This is a genomic window from Mesorhizobium sp. M0830 (genome assembly GCF_040319965.1).
Classification (GTDB): domain Bacteria; phylum Pseudomonadota; class Alphaproteobacteria; order Rhizobiales; family Rhizobiaceae; genus Mesorhizobium.
Map to the genome: position 1 here is coordinate 1 of NZ_JAMYOR010000002.1, position 16752 is coordinate 16752.

Annotated in this window: 14 protein-coding genes; 5 read left to right on the forward strand and 9 right to left on the reverse strand. The window is 61.8% G+C overall.

Features of this window, described 5'->3' with window-relative positions; translation table 11 throughout:
- Positions 1-205 precede the first annotated feature (205 nt).
- The 5 genes from NKI20_RS01405 to NKI20_RS01425 all read right to left on the reverse strand — a co-directional run bounded on the left by NKI20_RS01405 (position 206) and on the right by NKI20_RS01425 (position 5954).
- On the reverse strand, positions 206-1483 hold the full coding sequence (locus NKI20_RS01405) for an ABC transporter substrate-binding protein (protein WP_352827658.1): 1278 nt from the start codon (positions 1481-1483) through the stop codon (positions 206-208).
- A 29-nt stretch (positions 1484-1512) separates the two neighbouring features.
- Entirely contained in the window at positions 1513-2700 is a 1188-nt protein-coding gene (locus NKI20_RS01410; RefSeq protein ID WP_352827661.1) for a PLP-dependent transferase, read from the reverse strand.
- Entirely contained in the window at positions 2697-3431 is a 735-nt protein-coding gene (locus NKI20_RS01415) for a FadR/GntR family transcriptional regulator (protein WP_352607282.1), read from the reverse strand. The genes NKI20_RS01410 and NKI20_RS01415 overlap by 4 nt, the downstream gene beginning before the upstream one ends.
- 699 nt (positions 3432-4130) lie before the next feature.
- A complete protein-coding gene (locus NKI20_RS01420) occupies positions 4131-5504 on the reverse strand; it encodes a PleD family two-component system response regulator (protein WP_352726892.1) in 1374 nt (457 codons plus the stop codon).
- A gap of 33 nt (positions 5505-5537) precedes the next feature.
- Complete coding sequence (locus NKI20_RS01425) at positions 5538-5954, reverse strand: response regulator (protein ID WP_280948933.1); 417 nt, start codon at positions 5952-5954, stop codon at positions 5538-5540.
- A gap of 197 nt (positions 5955-6151) precedes the next feature.
- Between NKI20_RS01425 and NKI20_RS01430 the strand changes: the two genes are divergently transcribed.
- Positions 6152-6451, forward strand: coding sequence for a DUF3572 domain-containing protein (locus NKI20_RS01430; RefSeq protein ID WP_023757514.1), 300 nt, complete (start codon positions 6152-6154; stop codon positions 6449-6451).
- Positions 6448-7101, forward strand: coding sequence for a hypothetical protein (locus NKI20_RS01435; RefSeq protein WP_023757515.1), 654 nt, complete (start codon positions 6448-6450; stop codon positions 7099-7101). The genes NKI20_RS01430 and NKI20_RS01435 overlap by 4 nt, the downstream gene beginning before the upstream one ends.
- Positions 7102-7114: 13 nt before the next feature.
- On the opposite strand, the gene NKI20_RS01440 is transcribed toward NKI20_RS01435, so the two are convergent.
- Positions 7115-8650, reverse strand: a complete 1536-nt coding sequence (locus NKI20_RS01440; RefSeq protein ID WP_023757516.1) for a hypothetical protein — start codon at positions 8648-8650, stop codon at positions 7115-7117.
- A 190-nt stretch (positions 8651-8840) separates the two neighbouring features.
- Complete coding sequence (locus tag NKI20_RS01445; RefSeq protein ID WP_023757517.1) at positions 8841-9416, reverse strand: GNAT family N-acetyltransferase; 576 nt, start codon at positions 9414-9416, stop codon at positions 8841-8843.
- A gap of 65 nt (positions 9417-9481) precedes the next feature.
- Between NKI20_RS01445 and NKI20_RS01450 the strand changes: the two genes are divergently transcribed.
- Positions 9482-10810: a DNA polymerase IV gene (locus NKI20_RS01450; protein ID WP_352827667.1), complete on the forward strand. Its 1329-nt coding sequence runs from the start codon at positions 9482-9484 to the stop codon at positions 10808-10810.
- Positions 10811-10834: 24 nt separating this feature from the next.
- Here NKI20_RS01450 and NKI20_RS01455 read toward each other — a convergent pair whose 3' ends face one another.
- Positions 10835-11341 carry a hypothetical protein gene (locus tag NKI20_RS01455; protein WP_023757519.1) on the reverse strand — a complete coding sequence of 169 codons (507 nt, stop codon included), beginning with the start codon at positions 11339-11341 and terminating at the stop codon, positions 10835-10837.
- Positions 11342-11525: 184 nt separating this feature from the next.
- On the opposite strand from NKI20_RS01455, the gene NKI20_RS01460 reads away from it, so the two are divergent.
- Together NKI20_RS01460 and NKI20_RS01465 are read left to right on the forward strand one after the other, a co-directional pair.
- Complete coding sequence (locus NKI20_RS01460; RefSeq protein ID WP_352827670.1) at positions 11526-12407, forward strand: DMT family transporter; 882 nt, start codon at positions 11526-11528, stop codon at positions 12405-12407.
- A gap of 157 nt (positions 12408-12564) precedes the next feature.
- Complete coding sequence (locus NKI20_RS01465; protein WP_352607264.1) at positions 12565-13029, forward strand: hypothetical protein; 465 nt, start codon at positions 12565-12567, stop codon at positions 13027-13029.
- Between the two features lie 99 nt (positions 13030-13128).
- On the opposite strand, the gene dnaE is transcribed toward NKI20_RS01465, so the two are convergent.
- Positions 13129-16656, reverse strand: a complete 3528-nt coding sequence (gene dnaE, locus NKI20_RS01470; protein ID WP_352827673.1) for a DNA polymerase III subunit alpha — start codon at positions 16654-16656, stop codon at positions 13129-13131.
- Between the last annotated feature and the right edge of the window lie 96 nt (positions 16657-16752).

Sequence of the window (16752 nt, forward strand, 5' to 3'; positions counted from 1 at the left end):
CCTTTCCCGCTTTTGTGTCTGCTCCTCCCGCCCCCGCCCCTGGGCCTCGCTGGCCCCGTCCCTCCCCCCCGTTTTCGGTGTGGCCCCCCCCCCCCCGGCAGGCAGATGAGGTGCAGCGCGAACCTGTCGAGGCATGGCGCCGCCCCTCATCCGGCCCTATCGGGCCACCTTCTCCCCGTGAACGGGGAGAAGGAAGAAAAGGCGCTTACTTCTTGTTCTTCGCCAACCAGTCCTGCTGTTCCTTGGTCAGGAAGGCAGCCCATTGGTCGGCGACATCCTTGGCCGTCTTCTGGCCAAGAAGCACTTCCTGGAAGTTCTTGATCGCCACCTGGTCGACGAAGTTGCCGAGATTCTCCAGATGCGTCGGCGGCGTCACCATTTCATATTTGGAGCTGTCGCTCAGCTCCGTGAACCAGCCCTTGAACTGCTCGGTCTTGAAATGGGGATCCTGGTCGGCGCCGTTGTGGATCGGGACGACCCCGACTTCCTTGGCCCATTCCAGATTGTCCTTCGGCGACAAAAGCGTCGCCATCAGCTTCCAGGCGTCGTCCTTGTGCTGCGAGTTGGCAAACATCGCCCAGCCGGCATAGCCGAGTGTCGGATAAGACTTACCGCTCGGCCCGACCGGCAATGGCGCCACGGCGAAGTCGTCGGCGCTCATCTTGTCGGCAATGCCGAGCAGCGCGTCCGGATCCTGGTTGAGCATGGCGCAGGTGCCGGAATAGAAGCCGGTGACCGTTTCGTTGAAGCCCCAGCTCACCGAATCCTTCGGCGCCAGGCCGTCCTTGTACATGTCGGCCAGCATCTGCAGGCCCTTGACCGAACCTTCTTCGTTGATCGTCGAGGTGCCGTCCTCGTTGAAGTAGCCACCCTTGCCGGCGGCGATGTTCATGAACATGTGCATGCCGTTGAAGGCGCCCGGCCCGCCGCGCAGGCAGTAGCCGTACTTGCCCGGGATCGCGGAAATCTTCTTGGCATCGGCGATGAAATCATCGAGCGTCGCCGGCGGGCCATCGAGGCCGGCCTGCTTGAACAATTTCTTGTTCCAGAACAGCGCGTTCACATAGTAGCCGTAAGGGATCATGTACTGGGTGTTGTTGACGGTCGAGCCGAACTGTTTGGCACGGTCGCCGAGCGTCTTGGCGTCGTCCCATTTGGCCATGTAGGGCCCGAGATCCTCAAGCTGGGCATTGTTGGCATAGAGGCCCATCCAGCGTTCCGGCATTTCGACGATGTCAGGCGTATCGCCGGCCTGCACCATGGTCAGGAATTTCTCGAAGGCCTGGCCCCAGGGCAGCGAGATCAGCTCGACCTTGACGCCGGGATTGGCCGTCTCGAACTCGGCGATCTGCTTCTTCAGGAATTCGGTGCGCGGTGGGCTGGTGATGACTTCGACCATTTTCAGGGTCGAATCGGCCAAAGCGCTTCCGGCGGAAATCGCCAGTCCCGCAACGGTAGCAAGCATGACGGTCAGTTTTTTCATGTTCAAGACTCCCATTTTGAACCCGCATGTTATTTTCTGGCTTTTTCGAAGGCCTGGGCGACGTCAGCCCATAGATCCTCGACACTCTCCAATCCGACATTGAAGCGGATGGTTCGGGGGCTGACGCCGAAGCGCGCCATCGAATTCAGGCCCGGCGTCTGCTCCAGCGACGCCTTGGCCGGTACGACCAGGCTTTCATGCCCGCCCCAGCTGACGCCGATGCGGAAATATTTCAGCGCGTCGACGAAGATGGGAATGTCGATATCGTCCGTCACCTCGAAGGAGAACAATCCGGCATAGCCTGCCAGCGTCGCCTTGCCCGGATGGTTCGAATAGACGGGGTGATTGACCCGCTCGACATTGCCATGAGCCTTCAGCCGTTCGGCGATGGTCAGGCCACTCTTCATGTGATGCGGCAAGCGCAGCGGCAGTGTGCGCAGGCCGCGCAGCAGCAGCCAGGCCTCGAACGGCGACAGCTTGCCGCCGAGATAGGAATAGGTCTGCTCGTTGATGTGCTTGATATGAGCAGCGGAACCCGCCACCACGCCGGCCACGGTGTCGCTGTGGCCGCCGAGATATTTCGAGGCCGAGTGCAGCACCAGATCAACGCCATGCGTAATCGGTTTCTGGAACACCGGCGTCGCCCAGGAATTGTCGATCGTGGTGACGATGCCTTGCTCCTTGGCCAGCCGCGTCAGATGCGCGATGTCCTGCACCTCGAACATCATCGAGGTCGGGCTTTCCAGGTAGAGCAGCTTGGCGCCGGGAAGAGCTGCCGTGACCGCATCGGGGTCGGAACCGTCGACGTAATCGACCCTGATGTTGAGCCGCGGCAACAGCCGCTCGAACAGCCGATAGGCATCGCCATAGCAATTGCGCACCGCCACGATGCGCTCGCCGGCACCGACAAAGGCAAGCACCGTGGCGCTGATCGCTGCCATGCCGCTGGAAAAGCCGCGCGCCGCCTCGGCACCCTCGAGTGCGGCCACACGCGCCTCGAACTCCATCACCGTCGGATTGTCGCCGCGCGAATAGATCGGCTGCTTTCGTTTGCCGGCAAAAGTGTCGGCCATTTCGGCATAGTTGGCGAAGGTAAACAGCGAGGTTTGATAGATCGGCGGCACCACGGCACCCCCGGGGAACGGCTCGTCATGCGCCAGCAATGTCGCCGCCTCGGCAAGATAGTCGTGATCGAAACCGGATGGATGCTCGTTCATGTCTGGCTCGAAAGCTTGAGTTTGGCGGCACCGCGCTTCAAATCATCCTCGACGGTGGCGATCAGCTTGAGCGCCTCGGCACGGGCGCCCTGCGGGTCGCGGGCGGCGATGCGTTCATAGATGGTTCGGTGATAGGGAAAGCTGGCGTGGCCGAAATCACGAACGCCCAGCGGATGCTCCCAGAAGCGATGGAACAATTCATGCATGGCGGCGATGATCTGCTCGAACAGCGGATTGCCCGAGACCCGGTAGATCGCCTGGTGGAACTCCCAATCCTCTTCCGACGACATGCCTTCGCGCGTGCGGAACGCCTGCTCCATGATGTCGAGCTTGCGCGCGATCTCGGCGATATCGGTCTGGCTCGCACGTTCGGCGCAAAGGGCCGCGGCTTCCGCTTCCAGCGCCCGGCGGATCTCCAGTGTCTGCATCAGGCTGGTAAAATCATTGCCGCCCGCCAGCGTCAGCGGCATGTGCAACATGTCGGGTGAGACGGCCGCCTTGAGGTAAGTCCCGCTGCCTTGCCGGCGCTCGACGAGGCCGAGCCCTTCCCAGCGAGTCAGCGCCTCGCGCACCGTATTGCGGCTGACTTTCAGCCGCTCGGCCAGGATACGCTCGGTCGGAAGTCTCTCGCCGGGCTGCAAGGCCTCGGCGCGAACAAATCCCACCAACGCCTTCAGCACGGCGTCATCGCGCGCCGTCGTCTGAATGGGTGGCAGGCTGTTCTGGTCCACACTCCCTCCAAGTGGTCCAATGGTCCAACCAATTTCTGCATAGATGAAAGATCCTGTCAATCGATTGTCAGGACATCCGTCCGTTTTCATGCTGTTGACGGTTGAGACAATCCGTTTCAGCAGGTCGTGCCAGCCAGTTCCAGCCTTCTGCTAATCCACAGCGGCAGGCGTCACTCCCGCTTTGCGCACCTTGGTTCGGGCGGTTTTACGGGAGCCGGGTCTTGCCGCAAGCCCCTTGTGCGCCATATGTATGAAATGGAGGGGTACCCCGATGTTCGGTTGCCACGAAAAAGCTTGTCGCGCCATCCATAGCGACTAAGGAACGGCCGTCGCCGCGCCAAGACAGTACCAGATCTTCACACGCAAAAAAGCAGAGCCCCGTCTTTGGTACGGAGCTCTGCTGTTCTTTTGGAAGGAAGGGGGCCGGACGGCGTTTGGCAGCGGTACGAGGAGGCCACTATGTGCCAGCGCCGGCCGGCCGACCCCACGGACCCAGGAGATGCGGCGGACCTGAGCATCATGGGGTATTCCTGGAGATCGGAGCCGGTTGTCTATCCTCGTGCCGACTTCGTCTTGGCCTTCACACTTGCGCAAGAGCTTATGAAAATCAACAGTTTCTTAACCAAGGCTCGCGAATCGCTTGGATTAAGGTAAACGGGTAACCCTGTCGGCTTGACTGGATAATTGGGGCTGAACCGGTTATGCCGCCTTGGCAACGACTCGGTTGCGGCCGCCGCTCTTGGCTTCGTAGAGCGCGACGTCGGCACGCTTCATCAGCGCCGCCACCGTATCTACCCCCTTCAGCACCGACGACACGCCGACGCTGACGGTGACTTCGATCTTCGTGCCGTCCTGGCCGATGGCAAAAGGCGCTTGGGCGATTTCGGCGCGAATGCGTTCGGCCACCTTCTCGGCCACCGCGCCTTCGGTGTCCGGCATCACCACGACGAACTCCTCGCCGCCAAAGCGGCAGGCAAGGTCGATACCCCTGACATTCTTGCGCAGCCGTCGCGCAAATTCCCGCAACACCTCGTCGCCGCCGTCATGGCCGTGCGTGTCGTTGATCGCTTTGAAGCGGTCGAGGTCGGTGATCATCACCGACAGCGGCCGGCGCCGCGCCACGGCGCGATCGAACAATGTCTGCAGATGGCTGTCGAGATAGCGGCGGTTGTGCAGCCCGGTCAGCCCGTCGGTCACCGCCATTTCGATGGTCTGGGTGACGCTGGCGCGCAGCTGGTCGTTGTAGCGCTTGCGGCGCACCTGGGTACGCAGCCGTGCCGTCAACTCCTGCTGGTCGATCGGCCGCATCAGATAGTCGTTGATGCCGAGCTCGAGGCCGCGGATGATGCGTTCCTCCTCGCCCTCCTCCGCCAGCAGGATGATCGGCACAAAGCGAGTGCGGTCCAGCGAGCGCAATTGCGAACACAGTCTCAGCGGATCGAAATCGGCGAACGCCGTCGAGATCATCACGCATTCATAGGACGTCTCGGCAGCCTGGAAGAAGCCGGCATGCGGATCACTGGAGATGTCGAGGTCGGCACGGTCGCGCAGCATTTTCTGGATGCGCTCGACGGATGTTTTGCGCTCGTCGATCAAAAGCACTTTCGGCATCGTGTCTTCGGCTGCGAAATTGCGGCTCAAGAGTTCTTCGATGCCGATGTTGCGCGTCGTCGAGGCGCGCAGCCGCAACTCGTCGGTCAGCGATTTCAGCCGGACAAGGCTCTTGACGCGCGTCATCAGCTGCAGATCGTTGACCGGCTTGGTCAGGAAGTCGTCGGCGCCGGCTTCGAGCCCGCGCACCCGGTCGGAAACCTGGTCGAGCGCTGTGATCATCACCACCGGAATATGCGATGTCGCCGGATCGCTCTTCAGCCGCCGGCAGACCTCGAAGCCGTCCATATCCGGCATCATCACGTCGAGCAGCACGACATCGACCTTGCCGTTCTCGCAGGTCTCAATCGCATCCGGCCCGTTGCTGGCGGTCAGCACCTCGAAATATTCGGCCAGCAGCCGGACTTCCAGCAGCCGAACATTGGCAGGGATGTCGTCGACGACGAGGATCCGTGCAGTCATTTCACAAAGCTCCGGCTCGGCTGAAAAGGTACATCACGCATCGCCCAAATAGGATTTGATGGTTTCGATAAAACGCGGCACCGAGATCGGCTTCGAAATATAAGCCTCGCAGCCACCCTGGCGGATGCGTTCCTCGTCGCCCTTCATCGCGAAGGCGGTCACCGCGATGACCGGGATGACGTGCAACTCGTCATCCTCCTTCAGCCATTTCGTCACTTCCAGCCCCGACACTTCAGGCAGCTGGATATCCATCAGGATGAGGTCCGGCCGGTGCTGGCGCGCCAGGTCGAGCGCTTCCAGACCGTTTCGGGTGCGCACGGTCTCGTAACCGCTTGCCTCGATGAGGTCCCGAAAGAGCTTCATGTTGAGCTCATTGTCCTCGACGATCATGACCTTCTTCGGCATCGATATCCCGTCCCGGTCGTCCTTCCGCTCAAAGGCGACCGTCATGCGCCCACGTCCAGACGCACCAAACCCTGCTTCACTTTACGGCAATATCATTGACGAAACGGAAATCCGCGGCTGGAAAACTGCGCAAATTCCACCCCGTCCTCGCGCGTCCAAAGGGCGCGCCACGCTCTAATGGCTTGCCGCAAGCAACTCTTGCCATTACTGCGGGAGAGACTCATTCCACACCGAAGGTAGTGATGGCAAACGCAGCGTCAATGCGTGAAGAGGCGGAAACCATTGCCGTGAAGGCCCTGGGCTTTGTCGCCTCCGATCCGGAATTGCTGCCGCGCTTTCTGGCGATCACCGGCATCGAGGCGCATTCGATCCGTCAGGCTGCCAGCGAGCCGGGATTCCTGGCCGGTGTCCTGCAGTTCATTCTTGCCCATGAGCCGACGCTGATGCGCTTTGCCGAGGAAACCGGCACGCCGCCGGCTGCCGTAGGCAAGGCCTTGCGGGCGCTGCCGCTAGGTGACGACAACCACGAGCATTCCATATGAGCGATGATCCTGAAACCGCGCGTCAGATCGAGGAACTGATGGCTGACGACCGCCCGCTGCTGGTGCTTGATGTCGACGACGTGTTGCTCGAATTCATCCGCCCGTTTCCGAATTTTCTCAGGGCGCGCGGCTATGATCTTACGCTGGCCTCCTTCCAGCTGACCGGAAACATCGCCGAAACGGCGAGCGGCCGCCTGATCGAACAGCCCGAAGTCACCGCACTTCTGGGCGATTTCTTCGACGCGCAGGCCGACTGGCAGAGTATCACGGAAGGTGCTGCGGAAGCCTTGGCAGAACTCGGCGACCGCGCGCAAATCATCTTGCTTACGGCTATGCCGCATAGGCACCGGGCCGTGCGCCGCGCCCATCTCGATGCCCTCGGGGTGAGCTATCCCCTTCTGACCACGGAAATGGCAAAGGGGCCGGCGGTGGCCAAGCTTCGCGGCAAAGGGGGCCGGCCGGTCGTCTTCGTCGACGATCAGCCGCGCAACCTGGCGTCGGTACAGAATGCCGTCGCCGATGCCGAGCTGTTTCACTTGATGGCTGACAATTCGCTGCGCGCATTCCTGCCGCCAGTCCCGGACGACGTCATCGTCGTACAGGATTGGCATGAAGCCGCCCCAAGGATCACGAGCGCGCTGGGGCTCTAAAGCCCCCGGCCCCTCATGGATTCAGTTTCGCTCCTGCCCCGCCGCTGTCGTCTCCGCTGTCATCGTTCCCGCCGTCACCATCATCCACGCTGTCGTCGACCGCCGGATCGGCAGGCTTCAGCATGACGCCGTTGACGGTAACCGAACCATCGGCCTTGGCGTTGACGACCCATTCCAGCCGGCCGTCGGGCAGCGCCTTGCCAAAACCCTTCGCCATGAGCGCAACCGGCACATATTGCGCCACCTCCGGCTCCGACTTTGCCGCCTCCTGCAAACCTTCGATCATCTTGTCGAAGCCGGTGACATCGACCGTCACGTTTCCTTCGGGCTTTTCGCCGGGGAACGTCATCTCGCCTTCCAGCGCGATCTCCGTGTCTTTGTTCTTCACGGTGCTGTGGCCGAGCACGACCTTCGGCGTCTTGGCCATGAAGTCGGCTTTGAGCTGCTCGCCGAATTCAGGCGACAGCGGCGGATCCCGATTAAGATCAAAGGCTTCGATTGTCTTCTTCGCCATGGTGTCGAGATCGATATTGGCGCCGCCGAAGTTCAGATCGATATCGGTGGGCAGCAGCGCGACGCTCCAGCTCGGCAGAAGCTGCTGCGGCACGGTTAGCCCCGATGCCTTGATGCCATAGGTGATTTTGCCGCTCTGGGCGACGCCGTCGGTGCCGAACACGGTGGAGAGCTGGGTGGCGCCGAAATTGCCGACCGGGCTTTCCACCACGAAATCCTTGAAGCCGTAGGTTCCCTCCACACGGTCCCAAAGCGGCAATGCCGCGCGCAGAAGCGATTTGAGTTGCGCCTGGTTGGCCTTCAGCGTTGCCTCGTTCTCATTGGCCACGGCAAATGCCAGGAGATCAAGCAGCGGCTTTGTCCGCACACCCTTGCCGCTGGCTTCGACCGACAGTTCCGGCGACCTGAGGGTGACCGGGAATTTCAGCCCGCTCTCGGGATCGTCGAAATTGAGCGCCTCGACAAAACTCGACACCTTTTGCGAGCTTGTGAAATCGATGCCGCCGGTCGCGGACTTGCTCGCGGCAATAGTCGCGGTGCCGGCGCCGGTGCTGGCTTCGATGTGCTGCTTGGTATCCTTCGATGCCATCGTCATGCCGGCGATGGAGCTGGTGCCGCTGGTAAAAGCCGCCAGATTGGGATCGTAGACGCCCGTCCCCTTGCCGTCCTTGATGGAAAGCTGCGTGCTTTGCAGCCCCTCGGGCCCGTTGAACTCGAAGGATGCGTTTTGCGAAAAGTCCATCGAGACATCCCAGGACCCATCGCTGCGCGGCTTGACCATGAGCGCATAGGGCGCGAAGTCGAATTTCACCAGCTTCTGGTCCGGAAACGATGCGGCAAGTGCCTTGAAATCAAACAGGATCTTGTAGGCATCACCTTCGAGCGAAACCTTCACAATGCCTTTGTCGATCGCCTGTTTGCCAACATAGCGGGACAAGTCGCCGGACAATTGCTTCGCACCCTGACTGTCGACGGTCTGACCGAAAGCAGGCGCACTCAACGCAAGAAGGAACACGAATGGCAGGGCACGGTTCACGTGAATTCTCCGTTTTGGCGTAATGCATGTCACCCAGAAGTGCGCCCCGGTTTCGGGAGAATGACATGCATCAAACAAACAACCTAAAGCGCATGCGCTTTAGAAGAAACGCTTTATTCGTCTGGTATGAAATTACCGTCACGACCGCAAGGCGGGATCAACTACAACGCTGCCAAGCAGAATGCCTCGATCAAAGCACGAGCCGCATCAATGGCCGGCCCACCTTACGTTCCACAAGCCTTTCGAAGCCGGCCTTCTCGAACACCCGCGACGAGCCGACGAACAGGCCAATCGAACGCGAATCGCGAGACAGGTCCATCGGGCAGGCCTCGACCAGCCGGGCGCCATTCCGGCGGGCGAAATCAATGCCGCCTTCGACCAGGCGATGCGTCATACCCCTGCCGCGCGCCTTGCTGCGGATGAAGAAGCAGGAGATGGCCCACACGGCCGGATCCATGGCGTCGGCGGGATCGACCGGCGCCGACCCCCTGCCCTGATTGTTCCATTCGGGCACGTCGGCGCGCGGTCCGATCTGCATCCAGCCGACCGCCTGACCATCCTCGAATGCCAGCAGACCCGGCGGCGGGCCGGCTTCGATGCGCGCCTTGATGTGATCCTTGTTGCGCTCCCGGCTGCTTTCGCGGCGCATTGCCGGCGCCATGCGGAAATGCGTGCACCAGCATCCGTAGCAGGCACCCTGCTTGCCGAAGAGGTCCTCGAAATCCGCCCATAGCGCGGGCGTCAACGGCGCTATGGTCGTGCTCATGCGTTCTCCCCAGACCACCCTTGTCGCTGGTCTTGCGCTGTCGTAATATTGCGTTTGTTCTCTGTATGTTCCCACAAATGGCGGCTCCTGTCAACAATCCCGACCACGGTTTTTGCCGCGACTGCCTGACATTTCAGCGCAGCGAGGCGCGCCGTTGCGAGCGCTGTGGTAGTCCCAGGCTCGCGCGTCATCCCGAGCTTTACCGGCTGCATCTGGCCCATATCGATTGCGATGCTTTTTATGCGGCGATCGAAAAGCGCGACAATCCGGCGCTCAAGGACAAGCCGCTGATCATCGGCGGCGGCAAGCGCGGCGTCGTGTCCACCGCATGCTACATCGCCCGTATCCAGGGCGTGCGCTCGGCAATGCCGATGTTCAAGGCGCTCGAAGCCTGCCCCGAGGCGGTCGTCATCAGCCCCAACATGGAAAAATACGTGCGCGTCGGCCGCGAGGTGCGCGCCATGATGCAGGCGCTGACGCCGCTGGTCGAGCCGCTGTCGATCGACGAGGCGTTTCTCGACCTCGCCGGCACCGAGCGTCTGCACGGCCAGCCGCCGGCAGTAGTCTTGGCGCGCTTTGCGCTCGCAGTCGAGAAGGAGGTCGGCATCACCGTGTCGGCCGGCCTGTCCTATTGCAAGTTTCTCGCCAAGATAGCGTCCGACTTCCGCAAGCCGCGCGGCTTCTCGGTCATCGGCGAGGCCGAGGCGGTCGGCTTCCTGGCGGTGCAGCCGGTCACCATGATCTGGGGCGTCGGCAAGGCGTTCAACGCCACGCTGGAGCGCGACGGCATCCGCACCATCGGCCAGCTTCAGAAAATGGATCGTGGCGACCTGATGCGGCGTTACGGCACCATGGGCGACCGGCTCTACCGGCTTTCGCGTGGCGAGGACGTCCGTCGCGTCGATCCGGATCAGGACGCCAAGAGCGTATCGGCCGAAACCACCTTCGACACAGACATCGCGTCGCTGGAAGAGCTGGTCGCGGTGCTGAGAGGGCTTTCGGAAAAGGTTTCGGCACGGCTGAAGAAATCCGGCATCGCCGGGCGCACCGTGGTGCTGAAGCTGAAAACCCAGGATTTCAAGCTGCGCACGCGCAACCGCCAGCTCGGCGACCCGACCCGGCTCGCCGATCGCATCTTTCAAACCGGGGTAGAGCTTCTGCGAAAGGAAGCCGACGGCACGAAATACCGGCTGCTCGGGATAGGCGTCAGCGACCTCTCGGACGACGACAAGGCCGACCCGCCCGATCTGGTCGATGTCCAGTCGCGCAAGCGTGCCATGGCCGAAGGCGCCATCGACGCCCTGCGCGACAAGTTCGGCCGCAAGGCAGTGGAAACCGGCTACACATTCGGTAAAGGCCGCGATGCCCACCCGCCTGAGCCCCTTGAGGAGTGACGCTGCATATCGCCGTGTTGAAATTCAACTGCGCTGCAGGTCTATCCTGCTTGTCACTACGCTCTTGCCGGTTTTCGGATCGGTGTCGATGACAGTCAGCCGCATGCCGTTCTCGCCGCGTTTCTCGACCGTCATCTGTGCCCTTCGGTCACCATTGACCTCCTTGGCCCAGCGGATGCCGAGATTGATCGCGTTGCCGGAGCGGCTGCCGTTGAGTTGCGCCGGCCCGGTACGAGAACCGACATACGTGCCGCTATACTTGGCACCGCTGGCTTTCAGGTCCGCGCTGATGGCGCGCGTCACCACAATCAGTCCGCGGCAATTGCCGTCGAGCGACAACGAGGTCGACGTCGCGTTCGACTTGAAGTTACAGGACACATTGACCGTTGGCGTGTCTGTGGTCACCTTGACGATACCCTTGCCGGTAAAATCGCCATTGAACGACTGGAGAAATCTGGTCTCGTCGGCATGCGCGGCGCCTGCCGCAACCAACAGACATCCAGCAAGGCCGAATTGCGCGAATAATCTCATCGAAACTCTCCTTGACGATCTCGCAAAAGTGGGACAGTTCACGACACAGGCACGGTCGGCTACCCGGGCTCAACGCCCCTCGCCGTTTCAGGTTCCGCCTGTCTGACAACATCCGTCCGACTGGCCCAGAAGAATGCAGCGACTAGTGATTGCGGCAAAAGCTGCGGCCTGCGACACAGCCGGCATGGCACCTACCCCTTCGATTCCAAAGGCCGCGTTCTGGATGGCATTGTCGATCGCCTCGTTCCTGGCGATGTCGGTCGCCGGCCGCGCCACGACAGCCGAACTCAACGTCTTCCAGGTGCTGGAACTGCGCTCGGTGATCGGCTTTTTCATCCTTCTGCCGCTGGTGATGATGAGCGGCGGCTTTCCAGCCATGCGCACGCAACGCCCCGTCGCCCACCTCGCCCGCAATGTCATCCACTATACCGGCCAGGCGGCCTGGCTCTACGCGCTGACGCTGATCCCGCTGGCCGTGCTGATCTCGATCGAATTCACCACACCGATCTGGACGGCTATCCTGGCGGTGGCTTTTCTCGGCGAAAGGCTCTCGCGGCCAAAGCTTGCGGCGATCGTGCTGGGGCTGGTCGGCGTCATGATCATCGTGCGCCCCGGTGTCGGCTCGGTCGATCCGGGACATCTCGTCGTGCTCGGTGCCGCGGTCTGCTTCGGTATCTCCGTGGTCATGGTCAAGTCGCTGACGCGGACGGACAGCGTCGTGCGCATCATCTTCTGGATGCTGATCATCCAGTCGGTGGTCGGTCTGGTTCCGGCACTCTATGACTGGCGCAATCCGCCGCTGGAGCTGTGGCCATGGATCGTGCTGATCGCCTTCACCGGCATGTCGTCGCATTTTTGCATGGCGCGCGCACTTGGCTATGCCGATGCGACAGTCATCTCGCCGATGGATTTCCTGCGCGTGCCACTATCGGCGCTGATCGGCTGGCTGCTCTATAGCGAGCAGATCGACGCCTTCACCGCCGGCGGCGCGTTGTTGATCCTGATGGGCAATCTGCTCAATCTTCAGCGAAAAGCGCCGCAGCCGGCGGACATCGCCGCGTCTTAGCCCGATGCATTGGTCTGGCCTGGTGACGCCTCCGGTGAAGATCTTGGCTGCGCAAATTTATGCGCTGACCTGAGATTGTCGCCTTGCCGCCGCAGCGGCGGGGTGAGATGGTCCGGAGACGAAGAGCAAGAAAGTGCCAGCGTGAGATCGTGCAACGATGCGTGTCGTGATCGTCGCTATTTTATTGGTGTCGACGGTGCTGGCCACCAGCAAGGCGCAAGCCGAAGCGGCAACGCATCTTGACGTGCCGGACAATCTTACCGCTTCTGCCTTTGGTCCGAAGATCGTAGCCGACTATTCCGCGTCCATGCTGCATTATCGAACAAGCCTGAGCACGCATTTGCAGAATGGTCTTATCGGCGATTTCGTTTCCTCGATGCGCATCCCCTGGGCTTGGCGTTCAGACGATGGAAGCACGGTTCGGCGCATCGGCGATAGGCTGTTCCTGCTTACGCAGGGCGATTGCCTTAGCCGAATGTGCCAGGAGGTCTATTGCCAACAGACGGAGTGGCCGGTGTTCGACTGCCGCGATGGCCACAAGCGCAAGATGGCGGCTCCCGGCCCGTCGGACATCATTTTCGACGGTATCAGCTACAGTCAGATAGGCAGTCCGCAGTTCTGAGCGAATTGGGCCTCGACTGCGGCGGGATGGGCTCGCCGTCAATTGCCGTCATCGGATATCTTGAGGAGGTGCCGCCGGCATTACAGCGATATGCCGTGATCACACCAGCTCCACTTCGACCACGCCCGGAACAGCCCGCATCGCCGAGGCGATCTGTGGCGAGATCCGGTAGCGGTTCGGCAGCTCGATCTCGATTTCCCCCTCGCCTTCTTCCTTGATCAGCACGAAGCTGACTTGGCCCTCGCCCTTGACGATCAGTTGGCCGGCCAGCGTGTTGATCGGCGCGGCGTTGCGCACGAAGATGCGCAGTGCCTTCTGGACGCGGCTTGCCTCGTCCTCCAGCGATTGCACCGAGTTGATGCGCAAATTGACGCCTTCCGGCCTGTCCTCGGCCGCAACGGTGATGACGACGGAGCGGCCGGCCTCGAGCAGGTCGCGATACTGCGCCAGTCCTTCCGAAAATAGCACGGCTTCGTACTGGCCGGATGTATCGGAAAAGGCGATGACGCCCATCTTGTTGCCGGTGCGCGTCTTGCGCTCCTGCTTGGACGTCACCGTGCCGGCTAGACGCCCGGCGGCGGCACCACGCTTGACGGCCGCCGAAAATTCGGCCCACGTCTGCACCCGCATCTTCTGCAGGGCCGCCTTGTATTCGTCGAGCGGGTGCGCCGAGAGATAGAAGCCGACCACCTGGAATTCGCGGTGCAGCCGGTCGGCGGCAAGCCACGGTTCCGTCGTCGGCAGATTGAGTGCCTGCGACTGGGCGCCGAGCGAGGCGCCGAAAATGTCGTGCTGACCGGAAACCGCGTTCTGCTGCGCCAGCGATGCCAGCCCCATCATGCGTTCCACGCCTGCCATCATCGAGGCGCGATCATGGCCGAAGCAGTCGAGCGCGCCGGCCATGATCAAGCTTTCGAAGACGCGCTTGCCGACGATCTTGGGATCGACCCGCTCGCAGAAATCGGCGAGATTCTTGAACGGCTTTTCGCCACGCTGGGCAACGATGTGCTCGACCGCTGCGTCGCCGACGCCCTTGAGCGCTGCCAGCGAATAGTAGATCCGATTCTCACCGACCTCGAACGGACGAAAGCTCGATATTACCGACGGCGCCAGAACCTCGATGCCGAGGCGCAGCGCGTCCTGGCGGAAATCGGCGAGCTTGTCGGTGTTGCCCATGTCGAGCGTCATCGACGCCGCCAGGAACTCGACCGGATAATGCGCCTTGAGGTAGGCGGTCTGGTACGACACCACCGCGTAGGCGGCGGCGTGCGATTTGTTGAAACCATAGTCGGCGAACTTGGCCAGCAGGTCGAAAATGAAGTCGGCTTGCGGCTTGCCGACACCGCGCTCGACCGCGCCCGACACGAAGCGTTCGCGCTGCTTGTCCATCTCGGCGCGGATCTTCTTGCCCATGGCGCGGCGCAGCAAATCGGCTTCGCCGAGTGAGTAGCCGGCAAGCTCCTGCGCGATCTGCATCACCTGTTCCTGGTAGACGATGACGCCTTGCGTCTCTTTCACCAGATGGTCGATCTTGGGATGGATCGACGCCATCTCCTCCTCGCCATGCTTTCTGGCATTGTAGGTCGGGATGTTCTCCATCGGTCCCGGCCGGTAGAGCGCCACCAGCGCGATGATGTCCTCGATGCAGTCGGGCCGCATACCGATCAGCGCCTTGCGCATACCGGCACTTTCCACCTGGAACACGCCGACCACTTCGCCTCGCGACAGCATGGCGTAGGTCTCGGGATTATCGAGCGGGATCGTCGCCAGGTCGATCTCGATGCCGCGCCGGCGGATCAATTTCACTGCCGTTTCGAGTACGGTCAGTGTTTTCAGGCCGAGGAAGTCGAATTTCACCAGCCCGGCCTGCTCGACATATTTCATGTTGAACTGGGTAACCGGCATGTCCGAGCGCGGATCGCGGTACATCGGCACCAGTTCCGACAGCGGCCGGTCGCCGATGACGATGCCGGCTGCGTGGGTCGAGGCGTGACGGTAGAGGCCCTCCAGCTTCTGCGCCATGTCGAGCAGCGTCTGGACGATCGGCTCCCTTTCGGCCTCTTCGGCAAAGCGCGGCTCATTGGCGATGGCATCGGCGAGCTTGACCGGATTGGCCGGATTCTGCGGCACCATCTTCGAGAGCTTGTCGACCTGGCCATAGGGCATCTGCAGCACGCGACCGACGTCGCGCAGCACGGCGCGTGCCTGCAGCGTACCGAAGGTGATGATCTGGCCGACCTGGTCGCGGCCGTATTTCTGCTGGACGTAACGGATGACTTCCTCGCGGCGATCCTGGCAGAAGTCGATGTCGAAGTCGGGCATCGACACGCGGTCGGGGTTGAGGAAGCGTTCGAACAGCAGGGAAAAGCGCAACGGGTCGATGTCGGTGATGGTCGTCGAATAGGCGACCAGGGAACCTGCGCCCGAACCACGGCCCGGTCCGACCGGAATGCCCTGTGACTTGGCCCATTTGATGAAGTCGGCAACGATCAGGAAGTAGCCGGGAAACTTCATCTTGGTGATGATGCCAAGCTCGAAATTCAACCGATCGCGATATTGCTCGACCGTGTAGCCGGCAGTCGGGCCATGCGCGGCCAGCCGCGCGTCGAGCCCCTCATGCGCCTGACGGGCCAGTTCGTCGGCCTCCGCCTGCACGGCGGCATCATTGTCGGCGACATCGCCGCCGGTAAAGCGCGGCAGGATCGGGTTGCGGTTCCTGGGATAGTAGGAGCAGCGCAGTGCGATCTCGACGGTGTTGTCGATCGCTTCCGGCAGATCGGCGAACAGCCGCGCCATATCGGCCTGGCTGCGCAGGAAATTGTCCGGCGACAGGCGGCGGCGATTGTCGACAGCGACGACAGAGCCCTCGGCGATGGCGATCAGCGCATCATGGGCGTCATAATCGTCGCGCGCCAAGAAGAACGCCTCGTTGGTGGCGACCAGCGGCAATTCATGGGCATAGGCAAGATCGATCGAGGATTTCTCGATCGTCCGATCATAACCCGAAACCCGGTCCAGTTCGACATAGAGCCGGTCGCCGAACATCGACTTGAGGGTCAAGAGCCGTGTTTCGGCCAGATCGCGGCGATCTTCCTTGAGTGCGATGCCGATCGGTCCGCGCGGCCCGCCACTGAGGCAAATCAGCCCGTCACAATAGCCTTGCATCATTTCGGTGGTCAGGTGCACGGCCTCGCCCGGCGGCGTTTCGAGGTAGACGCGGCTGACCAGCCTGACCAGATTGGAATAGCCGGCCTCGGTCGCGGCAAGCAGGACGACCGGCCGCATGTCCGGCCCTTGCCGCCTGCGGTCGCGCTGGCCATCATTGCTTTCGCCGGAAAATGCGAGCGCAGCCTGGCAGCCGATGATCGGCTGGATACCGTCCTTCACTGCCTTCTGCGCGAATTCCAGCGCGCCGAACAGATTGTTGGTGTCGGTTACGGCAATGGCGGGTGCTCCGTCCTTGACCGCGTGAGCCACCACCGTGCCGATCTGTAAGGCGCCCTCCAGCAGCGAATAGGCCGAATGCACACGCAGATGGACAAAGGGCCGTGCGGGCGCCTCCGGCCGCGCCGCCGCAATCGCTGCTTCGCGCTTCAGGGGATCGCGGGGAAGTTTTTCGTCGGCCATGGTGCTGCGTGAAGGTCCTTGAGTCGATGGAGATGTATTGTCCGGGACCGCGCGCTGCCAGTCCAGCACAAACCACTGCTGATCACCGGCTGCCTG

Coding starts and splice junctions, on each gene's coding strand:
- NKI20_RS01405 (WP_352827658.1), bottom strand. CDS start 1,483: ATGAAAAAACTGACCGTCATGCTTGCTACCGTTGCGGGACTGGCGATT.
- NKI20_RS01410 (WP_352827661.1), bottom strand. CDS start 2,700: ATGAACGAGCATCCATCCGGTTTCGATCACGACTATCTTGCCGAGGCG.
- NKI20_RS01420 (WP_352726892.1), bottom strand. CDS start 5,504: ATGACTGCACGGATCCTCGTCGTCGACGACATCCCTGCCAATGTTCGG.
- NKI20_RS01425 (WP_280948933.1), bottom strand. CDS start 5,954: ATGACGGTCGCCTTTGAGCGGAAGGACGACCGGGACGGGATATCGATG.
- NKI20_RS01430 (WP_023757514.1), top strand. CDS start 6,152: ATGGCAAACGCAGCGTCAATGCGTGAAGAGGCGGAAACCATTGCCGTG.
- NKI20_RS01435 (WP_023757515.1), top strand. CDS start 6,448: ATGAGCGATGATCCTGAAACCGCGCGTCAGATCGAGGAACTGATGGCT.
- NKI20_RS01445 (WP_023757517.1), bottom strand. CDS start 9,416: ATGAGCACGACCATAGCGCCGTTGACGCCCGCGCTATGGGCGGATTTC.
- NKI20_RS01450 (WP_352827667.1), top strand. CDS start 9,482: ATGTTCCCACAAATGGCGGCTCCTGTCAACAATCCCGACCACGGTTTT.
- NKI20_RS01455 (WP_023757519.1), bottom strand. CDS start 11,341: ATGAGATTATTCGCGCAATTCGGCCTTGCTGGATGTCTGTTGGTTGCG.
- NKI20_RS01460 (WP_352827670.1), top strand. CDS start 11,526: ATGGCACCTACCCCTTCGATTCCAAAGGCCGCGTTCTGGATGGCATTG.
- NKI20_RS01465 (WP_352607264.1), top strand. CDS start 12,565: ATGCGTGTCGTGATCGTCGCTATTTTATTGGTGTCGACGGTGCTGGCC.
- dnaE (WP_352827673.1), bottom strand. CDS start 16,656: ATGGCCGACGAAAAACTTCCCCGCGATCCCCTGAAGCGCGAAGCAGCG.